The sequence below is a fragment of the Gemmatimonadaceae bacterium genome (assembly GCA_016720905.1).
GTDB lineage: Bacteria > Gemmatimonadota > Gemmatimonadetes > Gemmatimonadales > Gemmatimonadaceae > Gemmatimonas.
Map to the genome: position 1 here is coordinate 108,230 of JADKJT010000009.1, position 15,044 is coordinate 123,273.

General features: G+C 64.0%; 11 protein-coding genes. 4 read left to right on the plus strand and 7 right to left on the minus strand.

The window, feature by feature from the left end; all coding sequences use genetic code 11:
* Window positions 1-51: 51 nt before the first annotated feature.
* The 7 genes from IPP90_10085 to IPP90_10115 all read right to left on the minus strand — a co-directional run bounded on the left by IPP90_10085 (window position 52) and on the right by IPP90_10115 (window position 9,639).
* Window positions 52-2,730: a protein kinase gene (locus tag IPP90_10085; GenBank protein MBL0171064.1), complete on the minus strand. Its 2,679-nt coding sequence runs from the start codon at window positions 2,728-2,730 to the stop codon at window positions 52-54.
* The gene (locus IPP90_10090; GenBank protein MBL0171065.1) at window positions 2,727-3,434 is read right to left on the minus strand and encodes a PD40 domain-containing protein; all 708 of its coding nucleotides are present in this window, start codon (window positions 3,432-3,434) and stop codon (window positions 2,727-2,729) included. Before IPP90_10090 ends, IPP90_10085 begins: the two co-directional genes overlap by 4 nt.
* On the minus strand, window positions 3,415-5,403 hold the full coding sequence (locus tag IPP90_10095; protein ID MBL0171066.1) for a protein kinase: 1,989 nt from the start codon (window positions 5,401-5,403) through the stop codon (window positions 3,415-3,417). Before IPP90_10095 ends, IPP90_10090 begins: the two co-directional genes overlap by 20 nt.
* Window positions 5,400-5,717: a hypothetical protein gene (locus IPP90_10100; GenBank protein MBL0171067.1), complete on the minus strand. Its 318-nt coding sequence runs from the start codon at window positions 5,715-5,717 to the stop codon at window positions 5,400-5,402. Before IPP90_10100 ends, IPP90_10095 begins: the two co-directional genes overlap by 4 nt.
* 309 nt (window positions 5,718-6,026) lie before the next feature.
* On the minus strand, window positions 6,027-7,001 hold the full coding sequence (locus IPP90_10105; protein ID MBL0171068.1) for a homocysteine S-methyltransferase family protein: 975 nt from the start codon (window positions 6,999-7,001) through the stop codon (window positions 6,027-6,029).
* A gap of 136 nt (window positions 7,002-7,137) precedes the next feature.
* A complete protein-coding gene (locus tag IPP90_10110; protein MBL0171069.1) occupies window positions 7,138-8,991 on the minus strand; it encodes a hypothetical protein in 1,854 nt (617 codons plus the stop codon).
* Between the two features lie 66 nt (window positions 8,992-9,057).
* Window positions 9,058-9,639 (minus strand): DUF305 domain-containing protein, encoded by a 582-nt coding sequence (locus IPP90_10115; protein ID MBL0171070.1) that lies wholly within the window; start codon window positions 9,637-9,639, stop codon window positions 9,058-9,060.
* Between the two features lie 273 nt (window positions 9,640-9,912).
* Here IPP90_10115 and IPP90_10120 point away from each other — a divergent pair, with 273 nt between their 5' ends.
* From IPP90_10120 to IPP90_10135, 4 genes are all read left to right on the plus strand, one after another.
* Window positions 9,913-10,899, plus strand: coding sequence for an alpha/beta hydrolase (locus IPP90_10120; protein ID MBL0171071.1), 987 nt, complete (start codon window positions 9,913-9,915; stop codon window positions 10,897-10,899).
* A 66-nt stretch (window positions 10,900-10,965) separates the two neighbouring features.
* Window positions 10,966-11,355: a hypothetical protein gene (locus IPP90_10125; protein MBL0171072.1), complete on the plus strand. Its 390-nt coding sequence runs from the start codon at window positions 10,966-10,968 to the stop codon at window positions 11,353-11,355.
* A 59-nt stretch (window positions 11,356-11,414) separates the two neighbouring features.
* The gene (locus IPP90_10130; protein MBL0171073.1) at window positions 11,415-14,219 is read left to right on the plus strand and encodes a PKD domain-containing protein; all 2,805 of its coding nucleotides are present in this window, start codon (window positions 11,415-11,417) and stop codon (window positions 14,217-14,219) included.
* Window positions 14,220-14,432: 213 nt separating this feature from the next.
* On the plus strand, window positions 14,433-15,002 hold the full coding sequence (locus IPP90_10135) for a Uma2 family endonuclease (protein ID MBL0171074.1): 570 nt from the start codon (window positions 14,433-14,435) through the stop codon (window positions 15,000-15,002).
* Window positions 15,003-15,044 lie beyond the last annotated feature (42 nt).

Here is a 15,044-nt window from a genome sequence, read left to right on the forward strand (position 1 = left end):
AAACACTCGCGCAACTTCGCAACGATGGGGCGGTGGAGAGGCGCTCGGTGTTCAATTCTTCGCCCTTGCCGTGATCGCTTGCAGTTCCGTAAACCAATTCTGTACGACGAGGTATCGCGAGGCCTGCGCGCCGGGGGTGCTCGCAGGTGGATTGGAAGGGAGGTCCGGAAGCGTGACGACGAACCGCTTGCCATCAGGATGGAGATCCCAGTTCTCCACGCCGCCGCTGACGGCGAGCGACAGCAGAAACTCGGGCGCACGCACGACGACCGCAGGCGTCCGGTCAATGCGCGCACGGAAGAGCGAGTCACCGGCCGCAGCGAACGACTTCCAGTAGTAGACATACTTCCCGTCCCGCGACCATCGTACCCCCTGCCCAGACGTGGAGGATACTTGCCACTTGCCCTTCGGAATGGGGAAGTCGCGGATCCAAATCTCGGGCGAGCCTGACTCACTGGAGGTGAATGCCGCGAGTGTGCCGTCCGGCGACACTCTGGCAGTGGTCTCATTCCATGCTCCGTCGGCGTATGGCTGTGGGGTTCCGCCACCTTTCATCGCGTAAGTGAAAATGTCCCACCCGCCGGTGCCGATCGCGTTGAACAGCACAGTGTCACCGCGAAACCAATCGCTGGGTACTTCGCGCCGGACTTGCGGATGGACCAACTGCTCGGATCCGCTGTTATCGGCCGGCTTGACGAAGAGATCGGACCGATTGCTTCCGCCGACCTCCTTCACGAAGAGCATGCGCGTCCCGTCGGGAGACCAGACTGCATTCGTGTTGTCATCGGCGAACGTGAGGCGGACATCGGTCTTTGTGGCGAGATCGAACGTATGAATATCGCGGTCAATGCCTCGGTTGGCCCACACCTGATAGGCAATCGCTCCGCGGTTGGGCGCAAACCGCGGCAGGGCGTATGTGCCTGAGGGAATCTGAATCGGCGCGATGACCCCAGTGAAGTCGACGAGCGCGAGACGGTTTGGAACCTGACCACCCGTCCGGAGGTTCGGCGTTCCCTCGTGATACACGAGCACGCCATTGCTTGACACGGAGTAGCCACGTTGCCCGACCGCCGCCGCGACCCTGTCGAGCAGCATGAACGGCTGGCCTGTGGTGACATGGCGGCGGAGGTCGAACGGGACCGCGAAGAGGCCGCCGGATTCCGCGATGTAGAGCACGTGCCCCGTGGCAATGTAGGCGGGATGCACGGCATGCTGGGCGAGAACGGTGACCGAGTCAGTCGCGAAGGTGAGCACTGACACGCCCTCGGCGTTGCTGAACAGAAGCCCGGAGCCATCGGGCAGCAGGAAGGAGTAGCGCTCCGCGGCCGCGGTCTTGGCCAGGAACTCCGGCGTGCCGCCCGTCGCCGAAATGCGGTAGATACCCTTGGGGCCACCCGAGTAGACGATCTTGTCGTCGGTGCCCCAGTGCAGGTAGGTGCCGGGCACGACGCCGAGGTGCAGGAGATTCATCGTCGTTCCTCCCTTCAGCTCCATCCGCACCAGCGTGCCGTCCGTCTGGCCGCGGCGAAAGGCCATCGACCGGCTGTCCGGCGAGAAGGTCGGCGACGCGTTTGCGCCTTCGGTCCCCGGCACCTTGTGAAAGTCGCCGTCGCCATCGAGGCGGCGAACGTAGATAGTCGGCGGGTCGGTGCCCAACACGCCGACGAACGCCAGCGTCGACCCGTCTGGCGAGATCACGACGTCACTGCTGGCGAGCGGTGTCGCCGTGCCAACCGCGAGATCGAGGCGCGTGACGGGAGCCGGGTGCGCGCGCTTGGTCCAGAGCCAACCCGTGGTACCGAGCGCGAGGAGCAACGCCATCAGCAGAGGCACAGCGGCGCGCTGTTTCCATGACGCACTGCCGCTGGCAATCTGCGCGGACGTGGTTGTCGTGAAGGCGGAATTCTTCAGCGCCTCACTGAACTTCGCCGCGCTCTCGAAACGGTCGGCCGGAACTTTCTCCAGCGCCTTGGCGAGTGCAGCCGACACATTCGGCGGCACCGACTTGCGCAGTGTCGTCACCGGCTGCGTGGGCTCCGTGATGATCTTCATGATGATCTGCTGCGCGGAACCGCCGAGGTGTGGCGGTTGCCCGGCGAGCATTTCGTACAGCACACTGCCCAGCGAGTACACGTCACTGCGCGCGCTGATGTCCTTCTCGGCGGTGGCTTGCTCGGGCGACATGTAGTGCGGTGTGCCGAGACTCAGGCCGGTTTCCGTCGTGCGCCCACCGGCCGCAGCGGACACGGCCAGCGCGATACCGAAGTCGGCCACCATCGGCCGACCGTTCGCCAGCAGAATATTCTCCGGCTTGATATCGCGGTGAATGACGCCGCGCGTGTGGGCGTAATGCAGCACGTCGGCCACATCGGTCGCGATGTGCACGGCCTCGTCCACGCCGAGCTGTGTTTCGCGATCGAGCTTTGCGCGCAACGTCTCGCCGTCGATGAACGGCATCACGTAGTACAGGAATCCGTCCGCCTCGCCACTATCGAACAACGGCAAGATATGCGGATGCTGCAGCGCCGCCGTGGTCGTGATCTCCTGCACGAAGCGCTCGGCGCCGAGTACGGCAGCGAGCTCTGGCTTCAGCACCTTGAGTGCGACGCGACGCTTGTGCTTGAGATCCTCGGCGAGGTACACCGTGGCCATGCCGCCCTGCCCCAGCTCGCGCTCGATGCGGTAGCGATCAGCCAATGCGGCGGTGAGCCGTTCGGCGACCGCGCTCATGGCGGCACCTTGGCCTTCAGCTCTTCAAGGAAGTTCTCCACCACCACGAGCTTCCGGCGCAGCTGACTCTCACGGGCTCGCAACATGATGAAGCCTTTGCTTTCCGGCGCGACATCCCAATCGCTGATGCCTTGCAGCGAGAACAGCACTTGCGAGGCGCCGACGGCGAACGTCCGGCCGGGAATGACGGCGGTGCTCACCAACTCGCGCTTCGCATTGGCGAAGAAGATCTCTCGACCGTCGCGCGACCACTTGGGCCGCGAGCCTCCGCCGGTTGAGATCGGGGTGAGAGATTCCTTCGTGTTCGGGAACGGGCGGACATACACTTCGTAAACCCCGCTCACATTGGATTCGTAGAGCAGCCAGCGTCCATCGGGTGAGACCGACGGGTTGTATTCGGCAAATGGACTGTCGACGAGCGGCACGCGCGTCGAATCACGGCCCAGACGAATACCAAAGATGCCGGGTGTGAGCGCCTCACCGCCCACGAGGTTCCGGCTGGCGGTCTGGAAGACGACCCATTGGCTGTCGGCACTCCACGAGCCCGCACTGGCGCGATCGACCAGCAAGACCGGGGCGGTGCTGCTCCCGTCCGATCGCACCATTCGCAGTGCATTTCCATGTCCGATGAACTGCGATACGTACATGAGCTGCGCGCCATTCGGGTGCCACTGGGGCGCGCGGTCAACGCGATCGAAGGTCACCTTGGAAAGCGGCCCGTCGCGTCGACCCAACTGCTTCACCCATACATTCTCGCCGCCGGACTCGACGATCGTGATCGCCAGCCGCGTACCGTCCGGCGAAAGGGGCAAGTGTCCCGAACTCCTCAACCCAGGTGGAATCGACTGCCGTGAAGTCGCCTGTTCGTGTCGCCCACACGACGGTGCGCTCCAACGCACCCGTTCCGGTGCCGTACCAGAGGGTTCCCGTCCCTGAGACCGCCATTTCGACTCCACCGCCGCCCAACCGAATGGTGATGCCTTCCGCGAGCGCAACAGTGGCGCCGTTGATTTCCATGCGATCTTGATCGAAGGGCGCGACCATCAGCACGCCTCCGGCGGTGACGTAGAGGAGGTGGCCCGTCGGGAGGTAGCGCGCGAAGACACCGCGCACGAGGATGTGATGCTTGCGAGTCTTGAGGTCGAGCACGGCAATGTCGTTGGTGCTCGAAATATTGACGCCGGGTCCGCCCCGATCGACCGTCATCAAGATGCCGCGACCGTTAGGCAGCGCGTCGGGCCAGTTGTGCTGGAACTCGCCGGACGCGGAATCGAGCGTGGAGACGGCCTCCGACGCGCCACCTGTCGCGAGGACGCGGCGAAGCGGGCCAACCCCGCTCCCATCGAAGTAGATGAAGCCATCGTATCCCCAGGTCGCGCCTGGTCCGCCTACATTGGCTGACGTCACGAGCCTCGGCGGCCCCCCGGCAAGCGATACAACCTTGATCTCGGCGTTGCCGGCCGTCCCGCTCATGAAGCCAACCTGCAATCCATCAGGCGAGAAGAACGGATTGAATGCGCGCTCCGTACCGTCCAGTTCTGTGACCGTCAGGCGGTCACGCTGCTTCTCCATCAGCCGATCGTTCGGCCCCACCCACACGAACGTCGAGCCATTCGGCGACACGGCCATGGGCGACCACTGGGTGGTGCCCAGACCCTTGCCTTCGGGCAACTCGATCTGGTAGCGCGAAACCGCCAGTGGTGGCGCCTCGCGCCGGAAGGCCCACACGGTCGTCAGCGCAAAGAGCACCGCCAGCGCCGCGGCAGGAATCGCAATGCGCTGGCGCCAGGTCACGGATCGCGTGGCTGAGTCGCTCACTGCGCTGCCATCGACGACGGCAAACGCGGGGTTGCCAAGCGCATCGGCGAACTCCCTGGCGCTCGCAAACCGATCGGCTGGCAGCTTCTCCAAGGCCTTCGCCAGGGCCGCTGCAACATTCGCCGGCACCGACTTCCGGAATTTCGTCACCGCCTCCACGGGCTCAGCGATGATCTTCATGATGATCTGCTGCGCGCTCGCGCCCGTGTGCGGCGGACTCCCCGCCAACATCTCGTACAACACGCTGGCCAGCGAGTACACGTCGGAACGACCGGTGATCTCCTTCTCCGCCGTCGCTTGCTCGGGACTCATGTAGTGCGGTGTGCCGAGACTGAGCCCGGTCTCCGTCATGCGCCCGCCTGCAGCAGCCGACACCGCGAGCGCGATGCCGAAGTCCATCACCATCGCCCGCCCGTCGTGCAGCAGAATGTTCTCGGGCTTGATGTCGCGGTGAATGACGCCGTGGCGATGCGCGTAGTCGAGCGCGTCGGCGACTTCCCGCGCAATGCGCACTGCTTCGTCGACACCGAATTGCGTTTCGCGATTGAGTTTCTCGCGAATGGTCTCGCCCTGGATGTAGGGCATGACATAGAACAGGAACGAATCCGCCGTGCCCGAATCAAACAGCGGCAAAATGTGCGGATGGCTCATCGCCGCCGTGGTCTTGATCTCCACCACGAATCGCTCGGCGCCGAGCACCGCGGCCAGCTCCGGCTTGAGCACCTTGATCGCGACCTTCCGCTCGTGCTTCAGGTCCTCGGCGAGATAGACTGTGGCCATACCCCCGGCCCCGAGCTCGCGCTCAATGCGGTAGCGGCCCGTGAGCGCGGCATTCAGGCGATCCGTCTGTGTCACTTTCTTTCTGTCCCGCGAAGCAGCCTGCTGAAGTTGGACACGACGGTGATCTCGCCTGCTTCGGCTATCCCTTGCACTTCGGTGATGGCGAAGCGGTTGCCGTCCGGGAAGACATCGACCATGAGCGTGCCACCTGCAGAGACGGAGACGTCGAACAGTCGATTCACCGATGCGACGGCGACACCAAGCTCGCGCTCGATGCGGTAACGGCCGAAAAGGGCCGTGTTGAGTCGGTCGGTCCGGGACGCCGGGGAAGGCACGGCCTCTAACATGCCGCACAAACCCCGTTCCCGCGAGCGGCGCGTCGCGTGCAACAGCCGCGCGCTCGTGCTCTGGAGCCGCGGATGCAATGACGGAGGGCGCCCCCGTGGGAGCGCCCTTCGTGTACGCCGAGTTGCGTGACGCGACTACTTCGACGCCGTCGCCAGCCGCCTGATTTCGCTGGCCATCGTGCGCACGCGGCAATCACCGTGGTACGCTCGGCTGCGAGGCCGGTGCCGCGTACCAGTTGGTCCAGGTACGACCGCACCACCACGAATGCCGCCGGCCACGTCATCTGCTCGTTCGGGTTCAAGTTGGCGGGCAATCACACCGCCGACACTTCGTTGCGCGGAGCGCCGTGCTCAAGCCCTCGCCGACGGACCGCTGGTCGTGATCGAACGGATTCGTGGCGTCTTGAATTCGCTGGTCAGCGCAGCAATATGATCAGGCCCGATCCCGCAGCAACCGCCGAAAATGGAAGCGCCCAGCTGTTGCCAGTCATGCGACTTCCTGACCAGTTCATCCGGCGAGATCACGTCGATGAATTCCCAGTCCGGTGACTTGAAGTAACCGCACTCAGGATACGTGGCGATCGGGCCCGTCCAGTGCTTTCGCAAAATCGTCAGCGCTTCATCTGTGTTGTTCGGTGAGGTGTGCATCACCATCATCACCTCGGGCGTGAGCGCCGCCAGCGTGCGCGCGATATCGTCGAAGTCGCAATCATCACGCCCCCATCCCTGCAACGTGCCGTCCTTGCCGCGCTCGGCCGACAGGCCAATCCACAACGGCAATTCGGTGGCGAGTGCCGCTTCGCTGGCCCACACCGCGTAGTCGGTGTCCCTCATCAACTCCATCATGATGAGATCACAGCCGCTGGCCCTGAGTCCGTTCGCCTTGGCCTGGAACAGGGCGCGCGCGTCGTGCTCGCTGAGCACGAAGTTCAGGTTGTTGCGATCGGTGCCTGCCGCCATCGGTCGCATCGTCGACATGGAGCCCGCAACGCATACCTCGGTTCCGACCGTCGCTTCCCGCGCCAGAGACACGGCGATGGCGTCAATGTGCGCGACATCACTGAACCTTCCGATGTGGCTGAACAGGATCGGGCTGGTCGCAAAGGTGTTCGCCGTGATGATGTCGGCACCCGCGTGGATGTAATCACGATGCACCGTGCGCACGATGTCCGGATGCGTGAGGTTGGCATCCGCGCACCAAGTGTCGCCGCTCATCGGCGCACCGCGCCGCTGAATGTCGGTGCCCGTGCCGCCATCGAGGATGATGATGTCGTGGCACCGCAGCTTGTCGGCAATGCTGGTGTAGCTCATACGGAGACTGCTCATAGGAAGATCAAGACGAGAGAATGGGTCCAGTCGATCACGCCCTCGACGGTGCAATCGCTTCGGCGACCAGTCGTTGCAATGACGAAGGGCGCCCGCGTGGGAGCGCCCTTCGTGTACGCAGACTTGCGTGACGCGATTACTTCGACGCCGTCGCCAGCCGCCTGATCTCGCCGGCCATCGTGCGCACGCGGGCGCCATCCTTGGCGCCCTTCGCGTCGCCATCGACCTGCAGCGCCAGCGCGTTCAGCGCAGCCGCGCGCGCCAGGCCCGACTTCATCTCCGCCGCATCAAGCGCCGCGGCAATCGCCGTGGTGCGCTCGGCCGCGAGGCCAGTGCCGCGTACCAGCTGGTCCAGGTACGACCGCACCACCACGAACGCCGCCGGCCACGTCATTTTGGGCTGGCTCTGCGGGTTGTAGTCCGTGAAAGTCACCAGCTTCGCCGCGGCGAGTTCGTTTGCGGTCAGCTGCGGGCTCGGCGTGAGCTCATAGACGTCCAGCCCGCGATCGATCTCCGACGAATAGATCATTCCGTTCCAGTAGTAGGCGCCCCACGAACCACCGATGGTGTTGCGGCTGCGACCACCGCTGGCTGCCAGGGCGGCGGCACCTGCGGCCGAGGGCACGTCCACCGGCGACGGCGGATCGAGCGAGCCGCGATCGTAGTAGGCGATTTCGATGACTTTGTCTGCGTCGGTGAAATCCATCACGTTGATGCCGCCCTGATACCAGCCCTGCACGTAGAGATCGCGACCCGGGACCGGGATGATGCCTCCGTTGTGCGAGACACAGTTCTCCTCGGCCGACTGCGCCAACGGAAGCTTGAAGTAGGCCCGTTGAGTTTGCTTCTTCTTGGCATCGAGCGAAATGACCGTGTTGCCGCCCAGCTCGATCATGCTCGAAGCCTGGCACATCGGGCCCGTGCCGCCGCCCCACTCGTCCGTTTGCACCAGCTTCTTGCCGTCGTTGCTGAACGCGGCCGTGTGCCGCCCCTGGAAGTTGTTCGTGTCGGTCAGCGCATCAATCCGGACCGGCTTCTCGGGGTTCGAGATGTCCACGAGGATGGAGTGCGTCGAGCAGGCGGCCGCCAGCAGGTTGCGCGAAGGATATGCGGTCACGTCGTGGCAATTGCGCGGCCCGGTATGCAGAGGTTCGGCTGCCGTGTCGCCCGGGGCGCGACGTCCGCGGCCAGGCGGGCGGTTCGGATCGGTCGGCGCGCAGAATTGCGTGCACTTCGCATCGACATCCAGGCCGGTGAAGATGCGCGCGCCAGGGATCACGACGGCGCGTTCCGGGTGATCGAGCGCTACCTTGATGATGTCGAGCTGATACAGCGAGTTCGTTGGATCGGCCGGATCCGTGCCGTTCTTGCACCCGGCGAGTTCCGTCTCGGGCCGGGCATTGGACTGCCCCGACACGTAGATGTACAGAATGTTGGGATCCTTCGGGCTCGGCACGACGGTGTGCGTGTGCGATCCTTTGCACGTCTGCACGTTCTTCACAAGCTTGGGCGCCTTCGGATTCGACACGTCGTAGATGCGCACCCCCGCCATGTGGTCCTTGGGGTCCTTCACACCTTGGTTCCCGCAATCATTGCGATTCCCCGCGCCCTCGGCGGAGATGAAGAGGAGATTCCCCACGATCGACGGGTCTCCTTGCGACGTGGTGCACTGCACGACCGATGCAACGGCCGGCTTGGCTGGATCGGTGATGTCCCAGATGGTGAAGCCGGCGAAGTTGCCCTGGTAGGCATAGTGCGTGCCGAAGGCGATGTCGGAGTTGGCAAACGTCAGCCCGCGGCTGGTGTCGAACTGCGCCGGCTTATGGGTGTTCGACACGAGTCGCATGTTCAGCGACGCGGTGCCGGCGTCATAGCGCCCCGGCTTGAGATTGTTGCGAGGATCTGCCTTGCTCGGGTACGTCTGCGCCGACGCCACACTTGGCGCGACGACAGTCGCCAGCAAAAGGATCAAGCCACGGACGACACGCATCGGGTCAAACTCCTGTGGTGGGAATGGGACGGGCCGGACGCCGCGAGCGTCGCGTTACCCGGGGCGTTACTTCGGCGGGAGCTGGGAGAGCAAACGTCGCATGACGCCGATCTCGCCGGTCTGTGCCGTCACGACATCGTTGGAAAAAACGGACACATCCACCTCCTGACCGGCGAGCGGGGACGCGAAGAGGTCGCGCACCATTTTCAGCGCGCCCTCGTGGTGCATGATCATGTACTTCAGGAACGTCCGATCAAACTCGACACCCTTCGCCGCCTCGAGCTCCTTGAGCTGCGCTGCCGTCAGCATGCCGTCCATCTGCATGTGCTGCCACGAAGACGTGTCCGGTGCGAACTGCTTGTACCGGCGCAGCCATTCCTGCATGATTTGGATCTCGGGCACCTGCGACTGATCGATCTTACGAGAAAGCTTGAGCACCTGCGGATTGGCGCCGTTGGCCTCGGCCATGCGCGACATGACAATCGCCTGCGCGTGGTGGGCGATCATCCCCTGCATGAACTCGACGTCCGCCTTCGTGTAGCGCGCGCCCTTGGGGATGACGATCTCAGGGCCCATGTGCATGCCCGCCATGTCGTGCCCGCCGCCTTGGGCGGACGCGGACGACGATGCGCCGGCCAGCAGGGTCAAGACCGCGAATGCGACGATCGGGCGTTGGGACATCATGGCGTGTGTGCTCCGTCAATGTGCCGGCCCTGAGAGCGAGCCGGGCGGGAGAGGAAACCGTGGCGTAGGCAACCTACTATACGATACGGCGTGGAGGGGCGCTGCACTAGACGTCGACGTGCGATCACCTCGCCGTGCCTCGCTTGTCGGCTTGCGCGGCGCCAGATGTGCCCTACGTTGAACGGTCCGGCGCGCACGTTGTCGTCAGCATCATGTGGCACTTCACAGGAGCTGGAATTGCGATTACTCGATTCACTCGCCCGCTGCGCCGTGGTCACGGCGGTCGCGGCATGTGCTGCGCTCTCGGTGACGCTGGCGGCGCCAACCGCCGCTGCACAAACGTCCGGCTACTTCATGACGTCCGATAGCGCCAAGCTGTTCTACAAGATCATCGGCCGCGGCCCCGACACGCTCATCGCCATACACGGTGGACCGGGCATGGACCTCGAGTCCATCTACGGGGATTTTGCCGTGCTCGGTGCCAGGCACGTGGTGATCTTCTACGACCAGCGCGGTGGCGGAAAGTCGGAGTTGCCCGCGGACACCATGCGGCTCGTTGCGCAGCGACAGATCCAGGATCTCGACGAGCTGCGGCAGCATTTCAAGCTCGCCAAGGTCACGCTCATCGCGCACTCCTACGGGCCATTGCTGGCGGCGTCGTACGCCCTGGCGCATCCAGATGCCGTCACGCGCATGGTGTTTGTCGGACCCGTGCCGCCGTATCGCGGCGATTTCAGCGCGCGCTACGGCACGGCGCTGAACGCGCGACTCGACAGTGCGCAACGTGCGGCGATGCGCACGGCGTCGCGAGTGCAGAACGATCCGGCGTCGTCCGAGGTGGTGGCGCGCCAGGCGTGTCGTGACTACTGGGCGCTTGGTTTGCGTCCGCGACTGGCCGATCCCGATCGCACGATCACGCTGGTGAAGTCGGACTTCTGCAAGACGGACATCATGGGAATTCGCTACGGCGGTCGTATCGGCAATCGCGTGATCATGGGTTCATTCGGCGTTTGGGACCTGCGTCCGCAACTCAGGACGCTGAACGCGCCGTTGCTGGTGGTGCACGGCGAAGCGGAAACAATTCCGATGGACATGGTGGAGGCATGGGCGACGTCGATGCCGCACGCCACACTCCTGAAGGTGCCGAAGGCGGCGCACTTCACCTACGCCGAGCGTCCGGAGCTGGTGTGGCCCGCCGTGGAGACGTTCCTGTCGGGGAAGTAGCGCGCACGTTCGACGTCCCCGCGCCTGTCCGGCGACGTGCACACTTCTCATCGAGGATTCCGCATCATGGTGACCATCACGGTGGACGGCGGCGTGCTGCATCTGGAAGTTGTCGGCATCGACAAGTTGTGGAGTCTGCGCAGCCACCTCGAGATTCCGCTCGATCACGTGCGCTCAGCGATGCCGGCACCTGACAGTGCGAAGGGGTGGTTTGAGGGACTGCGGCTCGCCGGGACGTTTGTTCCCGGACTCCTCACGGCAGGCACGTTCTATGAAGATGGCGGCCTGGTCTTCTGGGATGTGCATCATCCGGAAAACGCGGTCGCCATCGAACTCGAGCACGAACGCTATCGCCGACTCGTAGTTGAGGTGGAAGACCCCGCGGCGACGGTGCGACTGATCGCGTCAGCACTGAAGGGACGAGTCCCAGCCGATCGAACGGGCCAGTCACAATGATCCTCGGGAGGAAGATCCGGCGCCTAGCTGATTGAACCCATCTCCCAGAGCGCCCTCGAATGTTCCAGCGGATCGCCGGTCGTGCCTCGATTGTGTTTTCGGCCCTCCTCCTGGCCTGTGGAGGAGGAAGTGATGCGGTCACGACGCCCAATCCACCACCGCCAACACCCGTTGCGCCGCTTGGGCCCCCGGCCACCGTGGTCGCATATCAAGGCGGTGGGCAGACCGGCGAACCAAGCACCGACCTCGGAATACGGCCGGCCGTGATTGTCAAAGACTCCCTCAATCGCGTCGTGCCGGGAGCACCCGTCACCTTTGCAGTGGACTCGGGTGGCGGAAGCATCGCCGCGGGTCAAGCCACCACTGGTACTGATGGCGTCGCCACGTCCGGCAACTGGACCCTCGGTCCCGGCGAGGGGCGGCACACGCTACGCGTAACGGTCGGCAGCTTGCCACCTGTCAAACTTGCCGCGATCGCGGTCGTCGCCGAGGTCGTGCTCACGACTGGTCAAACGACACTCAGTGGCGGAACGATCACCGTCGTCCGTCCCGGCTCGGCGCTCGACAAATTCAGCATCACCGTTCCCGATTCGGCCTTCTCCGGTGCCGTGTCATTCACCGTGCGCCAGAGGTCGAGCGCAGGTCTGACCCTGTCGGCTCCCGGTGAAGCCGCGATCCTGCAGGCGATTCGCGCGAGTGGCGGAGGAGTGACGACGCAAGCCGGCAATCCAGCGGTTACGCCGATCATCACCATCGTGACCAACGGCCCCGCCGCGGCGGCGGGTGAGCTGCTGCTCAGGATTCCCGTGCCCAAGGGCACCGCCAATCCGCAGGCAGCGGTGGTGGACTCGACCGGCATACCACTCACGTTTCTCCCGATTCTCTCGCGCGACTCGGCGTCGATCACGGTCAGCACGCGTGTGCTCAACCCCGCCTTGCTTCGACAGGTAGGCAACCTTCCGCAAGCAACGGTTCCGCCGCACGCGTTGTCGATTGTGATCTATTCAGGACCGAACATCGGTCCCACGTTATCGGCATTCGCGCCACGGGCATTCGGCGCGAGCTTTGTGTACGGGAAGAACGATCTGGCGTATCCGTCCATCGTCACCGCGTACTCACCGCGAATCGACAACGGTATGGCGTTGGTCGAGTATGGGTCGCTGTTCCAATTTGCTGGTGGCGTCTATCACACGTTTGATCGCGCGAGCGGCGTCGGGCGGAGTGATACGCGAGGCATCATGACGTCCGCCGGCATATGGGCGGACGCGTTCAGTTCCCTGGGGCGCTACGGTGCTCAGTGGATGCTGTGGTGGCACGCACAGGATACGCGGTATGACTACCACATCGCAGAAGCGGTCCTCAACATGCTCTGGTACAACCAACGTCCCGTTCCATTGTGGCTCACCGACGGCACGTACTTGAAGATGGTGCTCGTGACTGATTGGGACCCCGCCGGCGAACGGTTCATTGTGCGCGATGCGGTACATGCGGTGCCCAGATACCTCTCGTTCGCCGGCGGCGTGATGGCGCCGTATACCGATGGTCTCGACGCGACGGTCAGCTATACTGCCCCATACTTCTCGTACGGGTGGCTCAGCACATTCTGGTCTCACCTCGCGACAGCGGTCACGGACATGTCGTCCGCATCAGCGACCGAGCGCTATAGTCAGCTGTTCCCGAAAACGCAGGTGCAGTCGCGGGGTGCGGTCACACTGCGTTCGACGCCTGACACGCCGGACACGGTGTACTTCCTGGCCGACACCACGCGCGTCTGGCCCATATTGCAGCCAGCGACCTTTCTCATTCCCACGACGTTGCCGATCACCCCTGGCTGGGGACTGGCAGGTGCGCGACTGTACGAACGCAGCGACGCAGGAGTCTGGAATACGCAGGCCAGCAGCAGCGGCACATCATTCTTCCTCGACTGGCGTGCGTTTCCCAACGGCAAAGCACAAACGGTCGGCGTGGAGATTTTGGAGTACAAGAATGCCGCCGACGCATTTCCGGGGTGGACCGGATGGCGCGAGCTTCGGCTCATCAAATATGGGTTGACCGTTTCCCCGCAATTCAAGGATGCCGGCACGCCCAGCATCTTCACACCGGTATTGGCCAACGGCTCACCGCCGCTGCCATCGAACGCGAAGTTTGAGTGGGATTTTGGAGACGGCACCCCGAAGCAAGTGGTGACGTCGCTGATCGCCGTGAATCACACGTACGCGGCGGGCGGGAGCTTTGATGTCGTGCTGCGCGTGCTGCACTCGGGGCACAGCGACTTGCCGATCGCGCGCGTGACGGTCAACGGGACTGTCAGTGCAAATGTCTGGCTGATCACGTCGATCAGCGATCCGGATTCACTGTTCGACGAAGCAACGGACTCCTCAGGTCCGTTGGCCGAGCTGCTGAGGCGTTTGCTCGCCGTGCCGTCGTCATCGATCCTCTCCATCGAGGACAGCGCGTCCATCCCCGTGCTCAGGCTTCGCGTGCTGCGGACAGCAGTGTGGAATCCGGCTGAGTGCTGCCCACCCGTGCCGCACGGGCCCGAGCTCCAGATGCCGCTCGGCCCATCTATCCCGCAACAACATGCATTCGGTCCATTCTTCTCCGCGTGGCGAACGAGCTCGTTCACCCGAACCGCCACCACCATCCAGGCCCAGCAAGCGTTTGGCCCGTTCATCACGTATTCGGTGAAAGATGCCGGTTCCCAGTTGGGGCCGGCCGGCGGAGTGCGATTCACCGCGTCCATAAACGGCTTGACGATGAACGGAACGATCGCGATCAGTATCATCTTCGTTGACGGCACAACCGGCATCGTCGACGGTGAATCCGCTTACCGGCTGCCTTTCACGGCGACGCGCATGCGTTAGCCATTTCCGGGGCCGTGCATGGTGGTCGGATGCCCCTTCAGGCGCCTCGCGAGTTGCAGTTCGACGGGCGTGTGTTGCTCGGTGCCTGGTGCCGAGTAGCGGCAGTATGCCGGCCGAGGGTAGCTTATCGTTGATGTGAAGTGACGACGTGGTGACGCCACGCTGTATCTTCGCCGCATGCCTCACACGCGTACGACACGGAGGTCCGCCCGCATGCGTGCCGCGACCGACCTGATGACCGCCGAGCAACTTGTGACCTACAGTGAGCGCGGCCTGCGCACCGAGTTGGTGCGCGGTCGGATGGTGGTGCGCGAACCGGCAGGGTACCGGCATGGTAGCATCGCCGCGCGGGTACTCACGCGAATTTCGGTGTTTCTCGAAACCGATCAAACCACGCGATCGGCGGTGCATCCCCTGGGCGAGGTACTGGCCGCCGAGACTGGGTTCACCTTGCAGCGAAGTCCGGATACCGTTCGTGCACCCGACGTCGCCTTCGTGTCGTGGGACCGTCGTCCGACGTCCACCGGGGGGTTCGCGGAGCTCGCGCCCGATCTCGCCGTCGAGGTGTTGTCACCGCGTGATCGACCGGGCGAAGTGCTTGCCAAGGTTGCCGACTGGCTGACCGCCGGCTCGACCTTGGTGTGGGTGGTCGACCCCGATCGTCGACAGGTGCGCGTGTATCGCGCTGACGGCAGCGCGTTGATTCTCTGCGATCGCATGGTGATCGATGGTGAAGGGACACTGCCCGGCTTCGTGCTGCCGCTGGATATCCTGTTTGGGTAGAGCGCCGGGGCGGTTTTCGGCGTATTCTAGATGGTGATTCGA